This is a genomic window from Metabacillus kandeliae, from assembly GCF_021166585.1.
Lineage (GTDB): Bacteria > Bacillota > Bacilli > Bacillales > Bacillaceae > Metabacillus_B > Metabacillus_B kandeliae.
Window position 1 is genome coordinate 351,057 of the sequence record NZ_JAJOZE010000003.1, and the last position, 18,983, is coordinate 370,039.

General features: G+C 44.4%; 19 protein-coding genes. 6 read left to right on the plus strand and 13 right to left on the minus strand.

Going from position 1 to position 18,983, the window contains the following annotated elements; genetic code table 11:
* Complete coding sequence (locus LRR81_RS10950; RefSeq protein WP_231789407.1) at positions 1-801, plus strand: endonuclease/exonuclease/phosphatase family protein; 801 nt, start codon at positions 1-3, stop codon at positions 799-801.
* Positions 802-815: 14 nt separating this feature from the next.
* Here the strand turns inward: LRR81_RS10950 and LRR81_RS10955 are convergent, their stop codons facing one another.
* The 9 genes from LRR81_RS10955 to LRR81_RS10995 all read right to left on the minus strand — a co-directional run bounded on the left by LRR81_RS10955 (position 816) and on the right by LRR81_RS10995 (position 9,702).
* On the minus strand, positions 816-2,039 hold the full coding sequence (locus tag LRR81_RS10955; protein ID WP_231789408.1) for a cation:proton antiporter: 1,224 nt from the start codon (positions 2,037-2,039) through the stop codon (positions 816-818).
* Positions 2,040-2,347: 308 nt separating this feature from the next.
* A complete protein-coding gene (locus LRR81_RS10960) occupies positions 2,348-3,331 on the minus strand; it encodes a DUF3231 family protein (RefSeq protein WP_231789409.1) in 984 nt (327 codons plus the stop codon).
* A gap of 28 nt (positions 3,332-3,359) precedes the next feature.
* Positions 3,360-4,691 (minus strand): cytochrome P450, encoded by a 1,332-nt coding sequence (locus LRR81_RS10965; RefSeq protein WP_231789410.1) that lies wholly within the window; start codon positions 4,689-4,691, stop codon positions 3,360-3,362.
* A 44-nt stretch (positions 4,692-4,735) separates the two neighbouring features.
* On the minus strand, positions 4,736-5,446 hold the full coding sequence (locus LRR81_RS10970) for an amino acid ABC transporter permease (protein WP_231789411.1): 711 nt from the start codon (positions 5,444-5,446) through the stop codon (positions 4,736-4,738).
* Between the two features lie 14 nt (positions 5,447-5,460).
* The gene (locus LRR81_RS10975; protein WP_231789412.1) at positions 5,461-6,114 is read right to left on the minus strand and encodes an amino acid ABC transporter permease; all 654 of its coding nucleotides are present in this window, start codon (positions 6,112-6,114) and stop codon (positions 5,461-5,463) included.
* A gap of 68 nt (positions 6,115-6,182) precedes the next feature.
* Positions 6,183-6,983, minus strand: a complete 801-nt coding sequence (locus tag LRR81_RS10980) for a transporter substrate-binding domain-containing protein (protein ID WP_231789413.1) — start codon at positions 6,981-6,983, stop codon at positions 6,183-6,185.
* A gap of 60 nt (positions 6,984-7,043) precedes the next feature.
* Positions 7,044-7,772, minus strand: a complete 729-nt coding sequence (locus tag LRR81_RS10985) for an amino acid ABC transporter ATP-binding protein (RefSeq protein ID WP_231789414.1) — start codon at positions 7,770-7,772, stop codon at positions 7,044-7,046.
* A gap of 305 nt (positions 7,773-8,077) precedes the next feature.
* Complete coding sequence (locus tag LRR81_RS10990) at positions 8,078-8,440, minus strand: P-II family nitrogen regulator (RefSeq protein WP_231789433.1); 363 nt, start codon at positions 8,438-8,440, stop codon at positions 8,078-8,080.
* Between the two features lie 38 nt (positions 8,441-8,478).
* Entirely contained in the window at positions 8,479-9,702 is a 1,224-nt protein-coding gene (locus LRR81_RS10995; RefSeq protein ID WP_231789415.1) for an ammonium transporter, read from the minus strand.
* Between the two features lie 242 nt (positions 9,703-9,944).
* Here LRR81_RS10995 and LRR81_RS11000 point away from each other — a divergent pair, with 242 nt between their 5' ends.
* Positions 9,945-10,559, plus strand: a complete 615-nt coding sequence (locus LRR81_RS11000) for an NAD(P)-dependent oxidoreductase (protein WP_231789416.1) — start codon at positions 9,945-9,947, stop codon at positions 10,557-10,559.
* Positions 10,560-10,931: 372 nt separating this feature from the next.
* On the opposite strand, the gene LRR81_RS11005 is transcribed toward LRR81_RS11000, so the two are convergent.
* Both LRR81_RS11005 and LRR81_RS11010 read right to left on the minus strand, forming a co-directional pair.
* On the minus strand, positions 10,932-12,122 hold the full coding sequence (locus tag LRR81_RS11005; RefSeq protein WP_231789417.1) for a NupC/NupG family nucleoside CNT transporter: 1,191 nt from the start codon (positions 12,120-12,122) through the stop codon (positions 10,932-10,934).
* 361 nt (positions 12,123-12,483) lie between these two features.
* Positions 12,484-12,942 (minus strand): GNAT family N-acetyltransferase, encoded by a 459-nt coding sequence (locus LRR81_RS11010; protein ID WP_231789418.1) that lies wholly within the window; start codon positions 12,940-12,942, stop codon positions 12,484-12,486.
* A gap of 149 nt (positions 12,943-13,091) precedes the next feature.
* Between LRR81_RS11010 and LRR81_RS11015 the strand changes: the two genes are divergently transcribed.
* Complete coding sequence (locus LRR81_RS11015) at positions 13,092-13,541, plus strand: DUF2231 domain-containing protein (RefSeq protein WP_231789419.1); 450 nt, start codon at positions 13,092-13,094, stop codon at positions 13,539-13,541.
* Positions 13,542-13,680: 139 nt separating this feature from the next.
* Here LRR81_RS11015 and LRR81_RS11020 read toward each other — a convergent pair whose 3' ends face one another.
* Complete coding sequence (locus LRR81_RS11020; protein WP_231789420.1) at positions 13,681-14,661, minus strand: aldo/keto reductase; 981 nt, start codon at positions 14,659-14,661, stop codon at positions 13,681-13,683.
* Between the two features lie 153 nt (positions 14,662-14,814).
* Between LRR81_RS11020 and LRR81_RS11025 the strand changes: the two genes are divergently transcribed.
* Positions 14,815-15,678, plus strand: coding sequence for an NAD(P)-dependent oxidoreductase (locus tag LRR81_RS11025; RefSeq protein WP_231789421.1), 864 nt, complete (start codon positions 14,815-14,817; stop codon positions 15,676-15,678).
* A gap of 226 nt (positions 15,679-15,904) precedes the next feature.
* Here LRR81_RS11025 and LRR81_RS11030 read toward each other — a convergent pair whose 3' ends face one another.
* On the minus strand, positions 15,905-16,567 hold the full coding sequence (locus tag LRR81_RS11030) for a TetR/AcrR family transcriptional regulator (protein WP_231789422.1): 663 nt from the start codon (positions 16,565-16,567) through the stop codon (positions 15,905-15,907).
* Between the two features lie 157 nt (positions 16,568-16,724).
* Here LRR81_RS11030 and LRR81_RS11035 point away from each other — a divergent pair, with 157 nt between their 5' ends.
* Both LRR81_RS11035 and LRR81_RS11040 read left to right on the plus strand, forming a co-directional pair.
* Positions 16,725-17,462 carry an SDR family oxidoreductase gene (locus LRR81_RS11035; RefSeq protein WP_231789423.1) on the plus strand — a complete coding sequence of 246 codons (738 nt, stop codon included), beginning with the start codon at positions 16,725-16,727 and terminating at the stop codon, positions 17,460-17,462.
* 36 nt (positions 17,463-17,498) lie between these two features.
* Entirely contained in the window at positions 17,499-18,962 is a 1,464-nt protein-coding gene (locus LRR81_RS11040; RefSeq protein ID WP_231789424.1) for an aldehyde dehydrogenase family protein, read from the plus strand.
* Positions 18,963-18,983: the final 21 nt, after the last annotated feature.

An 18,983-nucleotide genomic window follows, 5' to 3' on the forward strand; every position in this document is an offset into this window, starting at 1 on the left:
ATGAAGCTGCTCACTTTAAATTGCCACTCCTGGATTGAAAAAAAGCAAATGGAAAAGCTTCAAATCACAGCAGAAGCGATCAAGGAAAAAGGCTATGACGTGATTGCCCTTCAGGAAGTGAATCAATCCATTCAGGAAGCTGTCACAGACCGGAATCTAAAAAAAGACAATTATGCAGCTGTTTTGATTGAAGAGCTTAAAAAAATTGGAGCCGGGACTTATCAGCTCGTATGGGACCATTCCCATATCAGCTATGGAAAGTATGAAGAAGGAACGGCCCTTTTAACAAAGCATGAAATTCTTGAGAAAAACTCCTTTTTCATCTCAAAGGACACGGATTCTGAAAAATGGAAAACGAGAAAGATTACAGGTGCAGAGATTCTTATAGAAGGAATCCCTATATCGTTTTACTCCTGCCACCTCGGATGGTGGGATGATCAGGAAGAGCCTTTTAAAGATCAGGCCATCTCCCTATTGAACCACATGAAAAAAGATTCCCGTTTCTTCTTAATGGGAGATTTTAATAACAATGCTTTTATCAGGGGTGAAGGGTACGATTTCCTCCTTGAAAAAGGACTTTACGACACCTATTCACTCGCTGAAGTGAAAGATGAAGGCATTACTGTAGAAGGAAAAATTGCAGGATGGTCCAAAAACCGCGAAAAGCTGCGCATTGATTTAATTCTAACGAACGAAAAATGCCGTGTGCTGAGTTCAGGTGTTATATTTAACGGAATAAACAAACCAGTTGTTTCCGATCATTTTGGCGTAGAGGCTGTATTAAACTTGAGTTCCCTTTAAGGGAACTCAAGTTTTTAGTTTGAAGAGCTGCGTGCCTTTAGCCTTCGAATGAGCGGTTCAATCGTCATCCCTTGGATCAGCAAGGAAAACAAGACAACACTGAACGTCAGGACGAGAATTTCATCCCTTCCTGAGAAGGATGCAGGCAAACTCAATGCAAGCGCAATAGAGAGACTTCCTCTCAGCCCTCCCCAATTTAAAAGGATCTTTGATTTTGGTCCAATTCCTTTTAAAAACGAAAGGACGCCGTATACAGCAATAGTTCTGCTGATGAGTACGATAAGGATGGCAATGACTATAAGGCCCCACTTGTCTGTAAAGTTAATGTTTTTCACTTCAAGACCAATCATAAGAAAAATCAGCGAATTGGCAATCAGGGTAATGGTATCCCAGAAGGAATTGATATTGGTTTTTGTTGTTTCTGACATACCGACCTTTGCTCCATAATTTCCAAAAATAATCCCCCCTGTTACAACCGCTATAACACCAGATACGTTAAGGTGCTCTGCAATAAAGTAGCTTGCAAAGAACATTAACGCAGAAAGGGCAATCTCAAGAGGATAATCATCATAAAGCCGGATGATCTGTGAAAAGAGATACCCCATCGCTGCCCCGAGCAGCACCCCTCCTGCACTGAAGGTAATAAACATGAGAAGACCGCTTCCAGCCCCTGCAATGCCCATGCTTAAGTAAGAAATCAGGTAAAGAGATGAAATTTGAAAAAGGACAATGGCTACCCCGTCATTAAAGAGTGATTCTCCTTCAATAATGGTGACAATTTTTTCAGGAACACCAAGAGACTTAAAAATGGAGATCACACTGATCGGATCTGTTGCACTCATCAATGCAGCAAAAGTAAAGGCGCTTATGACAGGCATATCGAGAAAAAAATAAGCTCCAAAACCGACACAAAGATAGGCAGCAAATGTGCCTGCAAAGGAAAGAAGCAGTACTGGTTTTCTTTCCCGCTTGAGATGGCTGTAAGGAAGCTTAATTGACGCATCTCCTAAAAGAATCGGCAAAAATAATGAAATAATGACAGACTGGAATATATGCGACTGGGTGATATAGTCTTTCGAAGCTTCTAAAAATGGAATATCTGCCAGACCAATGATCAAACCCGCCAGTACAAGCGCAATAGAATAAGGTCTGTTGAACAGCTTGGCCACTGCAATAACCGCGATCGAAACAGCTAAAAGGACAAGGATCTGGATAAACACTTCATGAAAGCCGGTCACGTTGTTCCTCCTTACTTTACCTATATATAGTCTCCATTTACCCTGCAAATAAAGAGTTAACATCCCGATTTCATGTAAAAATAGGTAGCTTGAAGATGCTGAACAGCGTCCTTTCCATCATCATGCTTATATTTGGGCTCGTCATCATGTTCATTGCGATCAGGAAATGGACAGAACTGTGGAACACATCCTCCAGAGAAATTCGGGCAGCTTAACGTTAAGCGCAAAAAACCTCCTGTATTGTCCGGGAGGTTTTACAATGGGGCTGGTCAAGGCGCTACCGCTTTCCTAATGTTTCACATGAAACATTACTCTCTCCTATTAGGAGCTTGCGGTGGTTGTTCGTACCAGCCTCTTTTGATCATCAGTTTGGCTCCTTCTTCGCAGAATGAGATGATGTCTTTTGCTACAAAGAGGTAGTGGGCTGCTATGTCTTTGCGAAGTCCGAAAGAGATGGCACTGCCTATTAGCGCGAGGGCCGATCCGGATGCAGCTGCGACAGAAAAGAGAACAAGCTTTGATGAAAAGGGCATAACTACTGAGGCTGTTGTTTCCTTTGATACGGGGATGGTTCCAAAATGCCCCTCTTCTTTCAGCACCTTATTAAATACATCAATTTGCATCTGGGCGAGGTGTTTGCCCTTGAGCAGATAATGCCTCACGTCATCGTCGTTCGCTGCCTGAATTAATCCCTCAAGAAAGATCATCCCTATGTAATTCTTTTCTATAGTAAAAAACATTTCACTTAGTTCAATAGTGTTCAGCGGACGCTTTTCTCCAAAATAGTGGCCCAGATAAGACTTTTGCTCAGCATATTTCACTTTGTCTGGATAAGGAATTTTTGGAGGTCTGTCATAAATACCTTTTTCCAGCATGAGCTTGACAGATTTTTCATAGAGAATCACCTGATTTGATTGCTGTTCCACAAAAAAGGTTAAAAGGTCTGTCCGAGCAACAACTGTCAGGCTTGAAGCATAGCTGTGAATGGATAGCTGGCTCATCCGGTAGACATAGGATAAGGCAAACAGATCAGTAAAAAGCGGCGGTGCATCCGGATTCACATCCCTGTCTGAAAAGCCGTCCGGCACAGGGAAGGCCTCCTCCTGAAAAAGCTGTTTGATTCTTTCCATGATGTCTTCTGAAAGCTGGAGAGCTTCCTTCAATATCGGATCAATTTGCTCATCCTCCATGCTTGTCAAAAAATGCTTCAAAAAGCACTGCGAAGCGCTTTCCTGGATATAAGTGCTCCACAATGCAGAAATTTCAGGGCTTGATAAATTGATCTGTGCCAAAAAAATTCCCTCCAACTGTATACATTCTTTAGCGTGACAGCTTCCTTGAAATAGGATTTACCTTTAATCCGCCTTTTATCCTCAAGGAAACGAGCGGTTCAGGTACAGCCTCCTGATTTGCATGCTGGAGATGGATTTCGAACTCTCTGCCGATCACCGCCATAATGAGGACCATTTCCATCATCGCAAACTGGCTCCCAATGCAGCCTCTTGAACCAGCGCCGAAGGGAAGATAGCCAAACGGAGGCAGTGAGCGCTTATTTTCTTTAGCAAACCTTTCCGGCTGGAAGAGAAGCGGATGAAAAAACAATGATTCATTGCGGTGAATGGCATAGGGGCTGATCATAAAGATAGAGTTTTTTGAAAACAAATGCCCTGCCAGCTCCACCTCTTCCTTAGCCTCCCGCAGAATAATCCAGGCTGCAGGATAAAGCCGAAGTGATTCGTTAATGATCTGCTGCGTGTAAACAAGCTTTGGAATATCTTCATACGATGGAAGCCTGTCCGGTGCAACAGAGTTAAGCTCCTCATAAAACCTCGCCTGTACCTCCGGATGGCTGGCAAGCAGGTACCAGATCCATGATAAGGCATTTGAAGTTGTTTCGTGTCCTGCTATAAGGATCGTTAAAATCTGGTCTCTAATTTCATCTCTGGATATAGAGCTCCCATCCTCATACTGGGCTTTCAGCAGCAATGCGAGCAAATGATCTCCCTCTGGGTCTGCTTCTTGTATCATCTTTTCGGCCAGTTCATCGAGAGATTGAAGGCCCTTTTTATACTTTCTATTCTTTTTAGTCGGAAGTGAATCAGGGAGCTCCAATGGAGAAAGCAGAGTTTCTGCGGTTTTTTCAATCACATCGCTGACAGCTTTCGTAATCGCGGCTGAATCGCCTTTTGACAAATCTTTACCAAACATGGTTTTTAAAATAATATTCAGAGTCAGATTCATCATGTCCCGGGAAATGTCTCTCGCTTCACCGCTTTTCCACTCGGAAAGCAGCCCGTTCGCATAACGCGTAACAGCTTCTGCATAAAGGGCAATCTGCCGTTTATGAAAAGCTGGCTGCATCAGCTTTCTTTGCCTGCGGTGCTCCGGTTCTTCAGATGTGAGCACCCCTTCTCCAAGTGTTTTGCCAAGCACCTTGGCGGATGACCCTTTTCTGAAAAACCCCTCCTTCGCAGACAGGATTTCTCTTGCGGCTTCAGGAGAATGAACGATATAGGAAGGCGTTTTAGAGCTTGAATTAACCGATACGATATCACTGACAAACTGGGTTTCATACAGAAAGGCAAGAGGATCTTTTCTGAACCTTAAGTAATTCAGCAGCCTTGGACCGCCAAGCGTTGTCAGCTCTGTCATAGGAATGCACACCTTTCTTTTATAATCGCAGACCTGAAACAAACTTACCCCTGCATGGCTGCCTTGTCTTTGGCAGGCAAAACCTTTCCTGTTGTTTTCGTGTTTTTCCTTTCCCTGGTTTCCAGCCTCTTTGCCACGAGAGAAAGACTAAAGTTAATCACAAAGTAAATAAGGGCAAGCAGCAAATAAATAGGAATGACATAATTTACGTTTTTCGCATAAACACCCTGTCCATTGTGCATAAGTTCCGGCAGCATAATAACAGTTGCGAGCGATGTATCCTTCAGCAGCGAGATGAATTGGCTGACAATGGGCGGCACCATTCTTCTTAATGCCTGAGGAAGGATAATATGCTGCATCGTCTGCACCCATGTCATACCAGAAGAACGCGCTGCTTCTATCTGCCCTTTTTCGATCGAATTCAAGCCGCTCCGGATAATCTCAGACAGCATGGCAGCCTCAAATATCGTTAGTCCCGTAATGGCAGACCCTATAATTCCAAGTCTTATATTAAATTCAGGAAGGGCAAGATGGATAAAGAAAATAATCAGCAGCAGAGGAAGATTTCGGATGGTCTCTACTGCTATAGCTGTCACCTTTGAGGCAACGGGAATTTTTGCGTATCGAATAATTCCGAGGAAACCGCCGATCAAAAAGCTTAGAATGATGGCTAAAAAGGCTACAAACAATGTCATCAGCAAACCCTGAAACAAATAAGCAAGATTGCCTGCGGAATATGCTCCTGCAAAATCCAATGATGCTCCCTCCTTTAGCTGCTGGCGCTGAGCCGTTTTTCAAGATATCCCACAAAAAGGCTCAGCGGGATAGTTAAAACAAGGTAAAACAGCGCCACAATGATATATACTTCAAATACTGAGTATGTACGAGAATAAACTGCATCTCCGAAGTACATCAGATCCAACCCTGTAATCACTCCAAGAATCGACGAGTTTTTTACAAGATTAATAAATTGATTTCCAAGCGGAGGAATAACTATTTTAATTGCCTGCGGCAGGATGATATACCGCATAGCCTGCAGGTAAGTCAGTCCAGAAGAACGCCCTGCTTCCATTTGTCCCTTATCAATCGACTGGATTCCCGCCCGGATCGCTTCAGCAATAAAGGAAGCTGTATATATCGATAAGGCTGCTGTTCCCCCTAGAAACCCGTCAAATTTCAACCCGACAGAGGGAAGGGCGAAGAAAATAAAAAAGGCAATTAGCAGAAGCGGAATGTTGCGGATGAATTCTACATAAGCCGTTCCAATCCAGCGCAGTATACGGAACGGAGAGATTCTCATGACAGCTATGATCACACCGAAGATAAAGCTGCACACCAGAGCAATGACGCTGGCCTTCACTGTATTTCCAAATCCCGTCAAAAACTCCCCTGCATGATTTGTAAAAATGGAAAAATCGAGCATAAGCTGTCTCCTTTACTGGTTAATATGACAGAAAAAGCGGATGAACCGGTTCATCCGCCGCAGGCATTCTACTCTTCTTTTATCCACTTTGCTTTGATTTTGTCATATTCGCCATTCGATTTGATTTCTTTCAGAAAATCATTGATGTATTTGGTAAACTTGTCGTCCCCTTTTTTGACCGCAATTCCATAAGGCTCTTCTGTAAATGGTTCCCCTGTAAGCTCAAAATTGGAATCTTGGTCTGCCATACCGTAAAGGATGGAGTTGTCTGTTGTCAGTGCATCTCCCTGGCCTGCTTTTAAAGCAGTAAAGGCTTCAGAATAGTTTTCAAATTCAAGTACCTCTGCATCAGGTGCTTTCTCTTTAATGTTAGTAACAGATGTGGACCCTTTTACGGCAAGAACCTTTGTCCCTTTTTTTAAATCTTCGATACTCTTAATCGGGCTTCCTTTTTTAACAAGCAGAGATTGGCCTGCCATGAAATAAACATCTGTGAAATTAACTTCCTTCTTGCGCTCTTCCGTAATGGTCATCGTGGCAATCAGTGCATCTACATCACCGTTTTTCAGCATTTGGACACGTGTTTTGGAGGTGACTTCCTTCAGCTCAAGCTTTGATTCATCCCCTAAAAGCTTTTTCGCAAGCGCTTTGGCAATATCGACATCAAAGCCTTCTACTTTTCCTGATGAAGGATCTTTATAGCCGAACAAATTGGTATCATACTTCACCCCAATAACCAGCTTGTCCCTCTTTTTAATGGCATCAAGCGTATCGTTTGAAGCATTCCCGCTCGCTCCGCTTCCGCACCCAGTTACAAGCGCCAGCAGAAACGCCAGCACCAATCCCATCAGCCAATACTTTTTCTTCATCTTATATCCCCCTTGTGCTGTTTTTTCACAAAACCTATTAAACTTGCTAAATGAGGCCTATCAGTGATTCAGGATTCGGCTCAGAAACATTTTCGCCCGTTCTTCTTTTGGATTCAGAAAAAATGATTGCGGTTCACTGTCTTCCAAAATTCTGCCTTCATCCATAAAGACAATCCGGTTGGCAACTTCTCTGGCAAAACCCATTTCGTGCGTGACAACAACCATTGTCATACCTTCTTTGGCCAGTTTTTTCATAACATCAAGCACTTCACCGATCATTTCTGGATCAAGCGCTGAGGTCGGCTCATCAAAAAGCATGATTTTCGGCTTCATCGCAAGCCCCCTCGCTATTGCGACACGCTGCTGCTGCCCGCCCGAAAGCTGGGACGGATAGGAATCGGCTTTATCAGGGATGCCGACTTTCTCTAAATAAAGCATAGCGGTTTTCTTTGCTTCTGCTGCCGGAACATTCAGCGCCTTTTTAGGGGCCAATGTGATGTTTTCCAGGACTGTCATATGCGGATACAGGTTAAAATGCTGGAAAACCATTCCGATGTTCTTCCGGAGATTGTTAATATTCATTTTCTTATCATTAACCGATTGGTTATTGACTGTCAGCTCTCCATCAGTAATGGTTTCAAGCCTGTTGATGCAGCGCAGCATCGTGCTCTTCCCAGACCCTGAGGGACCGACAACCGTCACAACCTCTCCTTCGCGAACCTCCATATTAATATCTTTTAGAACTTGAAAATCGCCATAATGCTTGTTTACGTGCTTAAAAGAAATCATTGCAGGCCTCCTTTCGTACGAATCAATGCGCAGAGGTTCCCTATTCTGCCTCCCTATGTATTCGCCAGTTTATTTAGAATGTTCAGAAATTAAAAAAGAGTCTCTTACCTATTCTCCTTAAAGAACAGGTTTCCTTCTATTTTTTGAATTATTTTCCTTTTTTGACTGACTGTATTAAAAAAAGACGCAGGTGAAGCACTTTTCAGGTGAAAAGCAGGCTTTTTTTGCAGAACATTCTAATCGCACGCAGGTTCCAAATCCTATTAAAAAAAGGCTGGCGACCCTTTAACGCCAGCCTGCTCATCCTATTCTTTATTGCTCAGTGCATCAACGCCCTCTTCACCTGTACGGATCTTGATAGCATTTGATAATTCGTAGACAAATATTTTTCCGTCTCCAGGCTTTCCTGTGCTGCACACTCTGCGTGCCGTGTCGATTACCTGCTGTACAGGAACTTCACAAACCACTGTTTCTACTTTAATCCGCTGAAGTACAGTCACTTCCCGTTTTTTCCCCCTGTAGGTCTCGGTGAAGCCCTTTTGCAAACCAGCGCCCACAGCATTTGTAACAGTAATGCCGCTTACTCCGATCTTCGCTAATTCGTCTTTCAGTTCATCGAATTTCCCTGGTCTCGTAATAATCTCTATTTTTGTCAGCTTCCCGCTCATTCCCATCACCTTTTCTTTATAAAGTTGATTGCCAGGCATTATACGGACTCGTGATATCCTCTTTCCCCATGCATGGTAATATCCAGGCCAATGGATTCCTCTTCTTCTGTAGCCCTGATTGGCAGAAATACATTGATCACCTTAACAATGACAAAGGTGGCAGCACCAACAAAGAGGTAAGTAGCGACGATGGCGATAAGCTGTTTTCCAAGCAGACTTGGATCTCCGTAAAACAGACCATTTGCACCAGCTTCATTTACCGCCTTTGAAGCAAACAAGCCTGTTGCAATACCGCCCCATGTACCGCCGATTCCATGAAGGCCAAAGGCGTCAAGAGCATCATCAAATCCAAGCTTCTTTTTTGCAGAAGTGACAAACCAGTAGCATAAAATACTGCTGACTGCTCCAATTAGGACTGAGGCAGCAGGAGTCACAAAACCGCAGGCCGGGGTAATGGCAACGAGCCCTGCGACAGCACCGCTGACAGCTCCAAGCATTGTCGGCTTTTTATTAATAAACCATTCGCATGCCATCCATCCGGCAATTCCTGCTGAAGCGGCTGTGTTCGTATTGATAAAAGCGGTTAATGCCACTTCATTCAGAGATAGGGAGCTGCCTACGTTAAACCCGAACCATCCGAACCAGAGCAGCCCGCCTCCCAAAACAGTAAATGGAAGCTGATGAGGCGTGGTGCTCTCGGCATCCTTTCTTTTTCCAAGTATAAGAGCAAGCACGAGACCCGCGACACCTGAAGAAATGTGAACAACGTTGCCTCCGGCAAAATCAAGCGCCCCCAGTTCTCTGAGCCAGCCGCCGACACCCCATACCCAGTGGGCAACAGGAGCATAAACGATAATCGACCATAAGGCAGTGAAAAGAACGAATGCTGAAAATCTCATTCTTTCAGCGAAAGCTCCTGATATGATGGCAGGCGTGAGGGCTGCGAACATCAGCTGAAACATCATGTAGAGATTATGAGGAATGGTCGCGCTGTAATCCTCATTCGGTGTAAAAGAAACACCGTTGAGCCCGGCCCAGTCAAGGCTCCCGATAAAAGCATTTCCATTCGGACCAAATGCGATCGAGTAGCCGATTAAGATCCAAAGAATAGAAACGATGGCCATCGACCCGTAGCTGTGCATCGTTGTGCTCAGAACATTTTTGCTCCGGACCATGCCTCCGTAAAAAAGTGCCAGCCCGGGAATCATCAGCATGACCATAACCGTCCCTAAAAACATAAATACCGTATCGCCAATTTGCATTCGTCTTCCCCCCAATTTCTTTTAATGTTACGTTTCTTTCCATGTGAAGCTATTTTTTATTTGTTGATATGTCGCATTATATCGTCAGCTAACCTCACAGAGAAAATGAGTTGTTAGATTTTCTAACGCACAAATTTCACAAGATAGCCGCAAGTCAGCCAAACAGCCTTTCCGCTTGCCGGTAAAGGACGATTTCGGTAAACTTTAGAACAAGCAAGAAGCGATAGATGGGGGGATGAAACATGAAAATTATTGTATTTGGCGCATCCGGAAAGACAGGAACCCAATTTGTACAGCTTGCCTTAAAGGAAGGACACTTTGTCACTGCCTTTGTCAGGAATCCAGAAAAACTTACCGTGCAAGGGGAAAGGCTTCGCATTATAAAAGGAGATGCCCTGGACAAGGAAACTGCTGAAAACGCTGCTGCCGGGCACGATGCTGCTGTTTCCTGCCTAGGAGCAAACGGACTGGGAAAAACAACAGACCTTTCTCATATGGCTGAAAACATAACAGCCGCCTTGCTGAAGCATAACGTGAAAAGAATAGCCTATGTGGCCTCTGCCGGAATTTACAATGAAATTCCTGGAGCAAGAGGAAAAATGGCGATGTTTATCTTGCGGAATGTATTGGAAGATCACAAGCGGGCGGCTGACATCCTCTCAAACAGCGGACTTGATTGGACAATCGCGCGGCCAATGAGACTCGATGACGGACCTATGACAAAAAAATACCGAAAAGCATTGGAAGGAGTCCCTGAGGGAGGCCAGCGAATCACACGCAGCGACACAGCCCACTTCCTCCTCAACGCCCTGTTGGACAACGAATACATTAACTGCTCTGTTGGCTTGGCTTATTAGAAGTGCGCAAGCCGCTCGTTCAGCCCCGACAAGCGCTGGAGCAAAAATCCGAAAAGTCCGGTTTTGACTTTTGGGATTTTTATGAAGCGACTCGAGGGGCTAGCGGCTGGAGCTGGACAATTCAGAAAAGCGGAAGCGACTCGAGGGGCTAGGCGCTGGAGCTGGACAATTTAGAAAAGCGGAAGCGACTCGAGGGGCTAGGCGCTGGAGCTGGACAATTTAGAAAAGCGGAAGCGACTCGAGGGGCTAGGCGCTGGAGCTGGACAATTTAGAAAAGCGCAAGCCGCTCGTCCAGCCCTGACAGCTGCTTGCGCAAAAATCCGAAAACCCAACCAAAAACAAAAAAAGCCCAGCAGCGCTGGGCTTTTTTATTTACCATCCAATGAACAATCCAATAACTGTTGCGGAAAGAATGGAGGCTAGAGTGGAACCAAGCAGAAGCTTCATGCCGAATTTAGCGACCTGTTCGCCCTGCTTTTCCTGCAGTGCGCGCACAGAGCCGGTAATGATCCCGACAGAGCTGAAGTTGGCAAAGCTGACAAGGAATACTGACACGATCGCAACTGTACGGTCTGAAAGTCCTTTTGCGATTCCCTGGAAGTTCAGCATTGCAACAAACTCGTTTGTTACCATCTTAGTGGCCATAATGCTTCCGGCTTTCGCGGCTTCTCCGAGCGGCACACCCATAAGGAACGCGACCGGTGAGAAGATGTAGCCAAGAATCGTTTCAAACGAAACATGGAAAATAATCGTAAACAGGAAGTTAATAAAGTTAATCAATGCGATAAAACCAATCAGCATGGCAGCTACAATAATGGCTACTTTCAAACCATCCATGATGCTGTCTGAAATCATCTGGAAGAAGGAAGGACGAACTTTTTCCTCTTCGACAATCAACTGATCTCCCTCTTCTTCAAGAGAATAAGGGTTGATGATGTTAGCAATAATCAATGCGGAAAGGATGTTCAGTACTATCGCAATCACAACATACTTCGGTTCAAGCATTGTCATATAAGCGCCGACAATTGATACACTGACAGCACTCATTGCAGAGGTGCAAAGTGTATAAAGGCGTCTTTTTGATACAAGGCCAAGCTGTTTTTTAGTCGTCAGGAAAACCTCTGATTGCCCGAGGAATGCTGAAGAAACAGCAATATAGTTCTCCAGTTTGCCCATTCCGTTTAATTTGCTTAAAACAAGTCCAACATACTTGATAATAAACGGAAGAATTTTAAAGTGGTTCAATATACCGATCAAAACTGAGATAAAAATAATCGGCAGCAGAACATCAAGGAAGAACGTGGAAGCCTTCGCGTTCTCAAGTCCTCCGAAAACAAAATCTACCCCGCTGATAGCAAGCTCCATCAGCTTACTGAACGTTTGTGAAATGGCACTGATAACAGCTACGCCAAATCCAGTATTAAGCAGCAAAAAGGTCAGAACAATCTGAGCGGCAAGCATAATGAGAATCGGCTTCAGCTTAATGCCTTTGCGGTTGTAGCTCGCAGCATAACCGAGCACAAACACAAGCAGCAGCCCAGTGATAAAAAAGAGTATTTGCATCATTTTCCCTCCGAGTATTTATTCCAAGAGAACCAGAATCTATTTAGGCCTTTTCTAACAGGTATTATTTAGAAAAAATAAAATTCTCTTCCAGAAATAACTTTTTATTTCTGCAATATTTATAATACAATCTCCCCACTTAATTATCAAGTAAGCGTTTTACTTTTTTTGTAGAATTTTGAGGAATTTTATCGAATTTTTACCTAAAAAGCTATTAGACTACTAATTTAACCAAATGACTCTTAAAATGTTTTACTTTTTAGATAACTTTAAAATTATGATAGTAAAGTATTTATGCCTATTTATTACTAGTTTTCCCCTATTTCGAAACATTTAAAAAAGCTTTGCTAAGCAAAGCTTTTCATATTAAATCCTTTTTAAGCCAGGTCCATTTGCTGTCTGGCATGCTTTCAAACTGTTCTTGGATTTCAAACCCGCCTTTAACGTAGCAGCTGATGGCTTGTGCATTATCTGGGTTTACTCTCATATAAATCACGGGAAAATCAAACTTATCCGCTTCTTTTTCTAATCGGCTAATTAAGATTTTCCCCACTCCCTGGCTGCGTTTATTTGGAGCTACCACGAGATGGGCAAATTCCAGATCTTTTTCCGCTTCGTCTACCCAAATTTCTCCATAGGCTAAAGGTTCCTGCTGTTCGTTTAATAGAAAATAGCCATGCTGGTCTTCAGCATCCAGCCAGCTAAAAAAGTCATCTGACGTATAAACCTTTTTATTCACAGCAAACTCGCAATCTCTTTCATTATCAAGCCAGAGCCTTAGAAACATTTCATCTTCTCTTGCTGCCTTTCTTAACTGCATGCCGCAACTGCCCCTTCCTAAAATCCCTGTGAAAGCTTTTTAATTTAATTATATCGTTTTTTCTATGAAGGGGAGGCACAGGTTTTTTTAATCTATTTTTAAATATCACCGGTTATAATGAATTGACTGATCTAAAAGGAGCTGATCTCGTGTTTACCCCCATTCATCCCATTCTTGTTCATTTTCCAATTGCCTTTCTGACGTTTGGAGTGATTGCCCAATTTCTTGCCTTATGGAAGCCGGACTACTTTAATAAAACCGCTATGCTCCTTTTGTCTCTCGGCTGGGTCACAGCCTTTGTCTCTTATTTGACAGGAGACGGCGCAGAGCATTTTGCCGAAAAAACAAAAGGGGATGCGATTGAGCCGCTCGTCCATACCCATGAATTGTTTGCCAAAATTACACTTGTTATCTTTGCCATCGTCATCCTGCTGAAAATATTCGGCCGCTTCAAAAAGGGCTCATTTCTTGTGCCGGTTATTTTGATCCTTTGCCTGTTAGGAGCCGGATCATTGACAATGACAGGCTATTACGGCGGTGAAATGGTTTTTCATACCCCTAATGATGTGCATGAAACCCCAAACATCAATTCTGACTGACAAAAAAAACTCTATCCGAAAATTGGATAGAGTTTTATTATTATCTTTCTTCAGTTTTTCCGCTTCATCAGCTGCTGCAAAGCCTCAGCTGTGCTTACCGAAGAAACCTAAAGTGCTGTTTTTGTGTATTTCTCCTTTTTTATCCCTTTGTCACTTTCTTTGACATAGCATCAATTTCTTCCATGTGGGCATCAGACAGGGAAAAGCGGAGAGTTCCGATGTTTTCTTTTGCATGGCGAAGCTTGGAGGCCCCCGGGATTGCTACTACTGTATCGCCGTGATAGCGAATCAGCCAGTTTAGCGCGACCTGTCCCGGCTTCACGCCGTACTCCTCCCCGAGCTTTTCAAGCAGGTCAATGAGCGGAAGGGATTTGGCGAGAGCCTTTCCTTTGAACTGGGAAAAATGCTTGCGAGGACCAGACAAATTTTTCAGCAGCTCAGGCTGGCGGTGGAACTTCCCTGACAGGATTCCCTGCTCTAATGGAGAATAGGCAATAATGGTTGCCCCAATCTCCCTGGCAGCTTCCAAGATGCCATTTTCCTCGATTCTCCGATCAAGCAAACTGTACTTTACTTGGTTGGATGAAAGCTGAAACCCTCTCTTCTGCAGGGCCTCATGTGCCTTTCTCATGCTTGCAGCATTAAAATTGCTGACCCCTGCGTGCCCGATTTTCCCCTCTTCCAACAGATCTGCCATCGCATTCATCTCTTTCTCAGCACTTGAAAAGGAATAAGGCTGATGAACCTGATAGAGGTCGATTTTTCTTCCCTTCAGTGCCTGAAGCCGCTGATCAATTGTCCGCGGAATATTCTTAGCCGTGCGAAGCAGCGGCCACCACTTTGTTGCTACAAGAGCATCTTCTGCTCCAAGCTCATTGAGAGCATCGCCAAGCGCCTCTTCTGACTGCCCTTTTCCATAAGCCTCTGCCGTGTCGAACCAGTTGATCCCCCCCTCATAGCAGATTTTAATAATTTCATTAATGTCTTCCTGTTTCATAGACGGCCAGAACTTGCCGACCATCCCATTTCCTTTGCTGAATTGCCAGCATCCGAGCCCAAGGGCCGATATGCTGACATCGCTGTTTCCAAGCTTGCGGAAAGGCAGTGCTTGATTATCCATTCCATCCACCTCATTTTCTATGTTTATTTGATCCTATTTTAAGCAATAGAACGCAAAAAATCTTTTTCCAGCTCTCAGGGCCTTCGGTTCGCTATTTTAAGAAAAGGGTAGAATAATAGACGTGCAACCAGCGAAAAGAGAGGATGGCTCAAAATGATTTCATTTATTGGAACAGGCATCATGGGGAACAGCATGGCAGGCAATTTGTTAAAAGAAGGGCACGAACTCACGGTTTACAACAGAACGAAGGAAAAGGCGCAGAATTTGCTGGATAATGGGGCAGCATGGGCTGACTCACCAAAAGAGGCAGCTGCAAAGAGCAGCATCCTGTTTTCCATGCTGACGAATCCATCTGCAGTGGAAAAAACAGCGCTTGGGGAAAATGGTTTTCTCGCCGGTATGAAAGAAGGCTCCTTATGGATTGATTGCAGCACGGTTCCTCCTGACTTTTCCAGAAAAATGGCTGAAGAGGCGGCAAAGCGCGGCATCCGTTTCCTTGATGCACCTGTTGCCGGTTCAAAAATTCCTGCCGAGAAAGGCGAGCTCGTCTTTCTTGTCGGCGGAAAAGAAGAGGATCTAAAAGAAGCAGAACCGCTGCTGAACATTATGGGAAAGGCCGTTAAGCATCAAGGAGAAAATGGAAAAGGCACTTCCATGAAGCTCGTCATCAATTTGACGCTTGCCCAGGCCATGGCCGCTTTTTCAGAAGCTGTAGCACTTGGCGAGGCAATGGAGCTTGATAAAGAAACGGTGCTTGATACCCTTCTTGGCGGTGCTACTGCTGCCCCATTTTTGCAGGGGAAGAAAAGCAAGCTGCTGGAAAACAGCTTCAATCCCGAATTCCCGCTTGAACATATGCAAAAGGATCTGCACCTTGTGTCAGAGGCTGCCTACAATAACGGCATCTCGCTTCCGCTTGCCAGTGCCGCTAAGGAGCTCTATGGCCTTGCCAAGCAGCAGGGCTTCGGGCAGGATGATTTTTCAAGTGTGTACGCTTTTATAAAGCAAAAAAAATAAATGAAAACCCCCTCTGCATAAGGAGGGGGTTCTTAACGGTGCTTTATTCAGCGCGGCCGTCTTCTGCTATTGATAACTTTCTTGGCAATAGGATAGATAACAGGAGCCCATTTAATGGCTTTTCTAATGAGGTTTTTCAAAAAGATCCCTCCTCTGTTTATTATCAATCTACCCAGGCAGCTCCCTGTCCAAACAATAGTCCTATTCTTTCGGCGAAAAACTGCTGTTACATACTGGAGCTGGATAGCTTGTACAGCACATGATTCATCATACCTTCTGCACGTTTCTGATCCAGATCGCCAGCATTTTTTAAAAGCTGGATGCTTTTTATTTTCAGCAAATCTGCGAGCGCCTGTTTATAGGTTAAACCTGACTCGATCAAAAACCCCGGGTCAAAAATTCTTTGAAATGCTGCCTGATCCTGCATGATCAGAATGTCAGCATTCAGTGAATGGAAGACACCTTCTTTCATTCCTTCCTCATAAAACCATTTAAGCTGTATGATCCTCTGTTTGTTTGCTTCACTCATTTTTTCATAAAAATAGGGACAATGTGCCCGCAGGTCGTTTAAAAAAACGCCAGAGGTGTATATAGAGGATAAGGCCTGCTGTTCAAAAACCTTGAGGAATCTCTCCTGGTAAGAGCTTGCAGTGTCTTTCATTTTTTCGTCAAACTCCTGGAGGTAATCGAGGTAGACCTTCCCAACTTCTGTAATGATATCTTCTTTTGAAGAAAAATAGTTATAAAGCGTTGCTTTGCTGACATCCATTGCCTGTGCCAAATCCTGTATTTTAAGAGAACCGAATCCTGCTGTTCTCATGACGTTCATAATTTTTTTAGCGAAGGCGCGCCTCATTTCCCCGCGTTCCTCCGGTCCGATTTTCCTCATTCCATCAACCCCTCTACATCTCTATTATAGCATATTATTTTGTTTTTTTATGCATTCTTTAGACACTTTAAGTCCATTTGGTTTACAAAGTCTAATACGGATGATAGAGTTGGGGCAAGTTTTTTCAGACTAAAAAAGATGATAAGGAGAGAGTGAAATGACACAAAACAAAACAGCTATTATTACAGGCGCATCCAGCGGCATCGGGGAAGCTACAGCGAAAGAGCTTGCTTCCAAAGGATACAATGTCGTCCTTGCAGCAAGACGCGAAGACCGCCTTAAAGAGCTGAAAAATGACATTGAAAAAGCAGGCGGCAGAGCGGAGTACGCCGCGACAGACGTTGTTTCTCTTGAAGAGATGCAGAATTTAGCGAAGCTGGCAGCAGATACATTCGGCAGCATTGATGTTATTGTGAACAATGCCGGTTTAATGCCGCTCTCCTACTTGAATAAGCTGAAAACAGATGAGTGGTACAAGATGGTTGATGTGAATATTAAAGGAGTCCTGAACGGAATAGCAGCTGTGCTTCCGTATATGGAAAAACAAAAAAGCGGACATGTGATCAACATTTCTTCTATAGCAGGCCACACGGTCAGCGCGGGAAGCGCCGTGTACAGCGGGACGAAATATGCTGTCAGGGCGATTACGGAAGGTTTGAGAAAAGAAATGAATGCCTCTCATAATATCCGGACAACGATCATCAGCCCAGGGGCTGTTTCAACAGAGCTCACAAATACCATTACAGATGAGGATGTGCTTGCATCCTTTAAAAAGCAGGAAATGAAGCCGCTTGAAGGCATCGATATTGCCAAGGCCATCGCTTATGCCTGTGAGCAGCCGGATCATGTTGATGTGAATGAAGTCATTGTAAGACCGACTCAGCAGCCCATGTAAGTTCAACTCAAATTTGCAGCAAAAGGAGCGGATCTGATGAATACCCAATTTGAACATATTTTTATTAATGGTGAATGGAGAAAAGGGTCAAGCGAAAAAACGATAAAGAATATTAACCCATATACTGAAGAAGAAATATTGACCATTCAATCGGCGAATGAAGATGATTTAAATGAAGCGTACGAGCAGGCAAAGCAGGCTCAGAAATCCTGGGGCAAGGAACTTCCTCAAATTAAGCGCGGCGTCCTGGAAAAGCTCGTGCAGGTCATGAATGAAAACAAGGACTTTATTTTGGAATGGCTGATCAAAGAGGCTGGCAGCACCGCAATGAAAGCTGAAGCGGAATTTCAGGCGGCCATGAATATCGTGAAGGAAGCTTCCACATATCCGTACAGAATTGAAGGAAGCATTCTCCCATCACAGACACCTGGAAAGGAAAACAGGGTATATCGCGATCCGCTCGGCGTGATCGGAGTCATCAGCCCATGGAATTTTCCTTTTCACCTTGCCATTCGGTCCATTGCATCAGCAATCGGCACAGGAAACAGCGTTGTTGTAAAACCTTCAACAGATACGCCAGTAACGGGCGGGCTGATTTTTGCCAGTTTGTTTGAAGAGGCCGGCCTTCCGAAAGGTGTGCTGAACGTTGTTGTAGGCAGAGGCTCTGAGATCGGCGACGCCATTGTCGCTCATCCTGTACCGCGCCTTATCTCCTTTACAGGCTCAACTGAGGTCGGACGCCACATTGGCGAGCTCGCTGGGAAGGGACTGAAAAAGACAGCCCTTGAGCTTGGCGGCAACAATGTTTTTATTGTACTTGAGGATGCCAATCTTGATCAGGCTGTAGAATCAGCTCTATTCGGAAAATTTTATCACCAGGGGCAAATATGCATGGCTACGAACCGGATTTTCGTGCAGGAAGATATTTATGACCAGTTTGCAGATAAATTTATCCAGGGCGTGAACAAGCTGCAGGCAGGAGATCCAAAAGAGAAATCAACACATATCGGCCCTCTGATTAACCGGTCCCAGGTTGATCGGATTCTGGAGGATATTGATAAGACTGTCCAGCAAGGGGCAGAAGTCCGGACAGGCGGGGAAGCAAGCGGAAACCTTCTGCAGCCAACTGTCCTGACGGGAGTGAGAAATAATATGCCGCTCGCTGAAAATGAAATCTTCGGCCCTGTTGCCATCCTGATTCCGTTTAAGGATGAGGAGGATGTGCTATCCATGGCAAACGAATTCCCTTACGGCTTAAGCGGCGCTGTTCATTCAGGATCCTTAGAGCGCGGCGTTCAGCTTGCCCGCAAGGTCGAGACTGGCATGATCCATGTCAATGACCAGCCTGTTAATGATGAAGCGCATATGCCTTTTGGCGGTGAAAAGGACTCCGGTCTCGGCCGCTTTAACGGCCACTGGGTACTGGAAGAGTTCACAACAGTCAAGTGGGTTTCCGTGCAGCATGAAAAAAGAGATTACGGACCATTTTCCAACCTGTAAAACAAAAAGGACTGCGCATGA

Bases quoted from the DNA above. Each gene is read 5' to 3' on its own strand.
- LRR81_RS10950 (WP_231789407.1), top strand. From the start codon at position 1: ATGAAGCTGCTCACTTTAAATTGCCACTCCTGGATTGAAAAAAAGCAA.
- LRR81_RS10965 (WP_231789410.1), bottom strand. From the start codon at position 4,691: ATGACAGAGCTGACAACGCTTGGCGGTCCAAGGCTGCTGAATTACTTA.
- LRR81_RS10975 (WP_231789412.1), bottom strand. From the start codon at position 6,114: ATGCTCGATTTTTCCATTTTTACAAATCATGCAGGGGAGTTTTTGACG.
- LRR81_RS10980 (WP_231789413.1), bottom strand. From the start codon at position 6,983: ATGAAGAAAAAGTATTGGCTGATGGGATTGGTGCTGGCGTTTCTGCTG.
- LRR81_RS10985 (WP_231789414.1), bottom strand. From the start codon at position 7,772: ATGATTTCTTTTAAGCACGTAAACAAGCATTATGGCGATTTTCAAGTT.
- LRR81_RS10990 (WP_231789433.1), bottom strand. From the start codon at position 8,440: ATGAGCGGGAAGCTGACAAAAATAGAGATTATTACGAGACCAGGGAAA.
- LRR81_RS10995 (WP_231789415.1), bottom strand. From the start codon at position 9,702: ATGCAAATTGGCGATACGGTATTTATGTTTTTAGGGACGGTTATGGTC.
- LRR81_RS11000 (WP_231789416.1), top strand. From the start codon at position 9,945: ATGAAAATTATTGTATTTGGCGCATCCGGAAAGACAGGAACCCAATTT.
- LRR81_RS11005 (WP_231789417.1), bottom strand. From the start codon at position 12,122: ATGCAAATACTCTTTTTTATCACTGGGCTGCTGCTTGTGTTTGTGCTC.
- LRR81_RS11010 (WP_231789418.1), bottom strand. From the start codon at position 12,942: ATGCAGTTAAGAAAGGCAGCAAGAGAAGATGAAATGTTTCTAAGGCTC.
- LRR81_RS11020 (WP_231789420.1), bottom strand. From the start codon at position 14,661: ATGGATAATCAAGCACTGCCTTTCCGCAAGCTTGGAAACAGCGATGTC.
- LRR81_RS11025 (WP_231789421.1), top strand. From the start codon at position 14,815: ATGATTTCATTTATTGGAACAGGCATCATGGGGAACAGCATGGCAGGC.
- LRR81_RS11030 (WP_231789422.1), bottom strand. From the start codon at position 16,567: ATGAGGAAAATCGGACCGGAGGAACGCGGGGAAATGAGGCGCGCCTTC.
- LRR81_RS11035 (WP_231789423.1), top strand. From the start codon at position 16,725: ATGACACAAAACAAAACAGCTATTATTACAGGCGCATCCAGCGGCATC.
- LRR81_RS11040 (WP_231789424.1), top strand. From the start codon at position 17,499: ATGAATACCCAATTTGAACATATTTTTATTAATGGTGAATGGAGAAAA.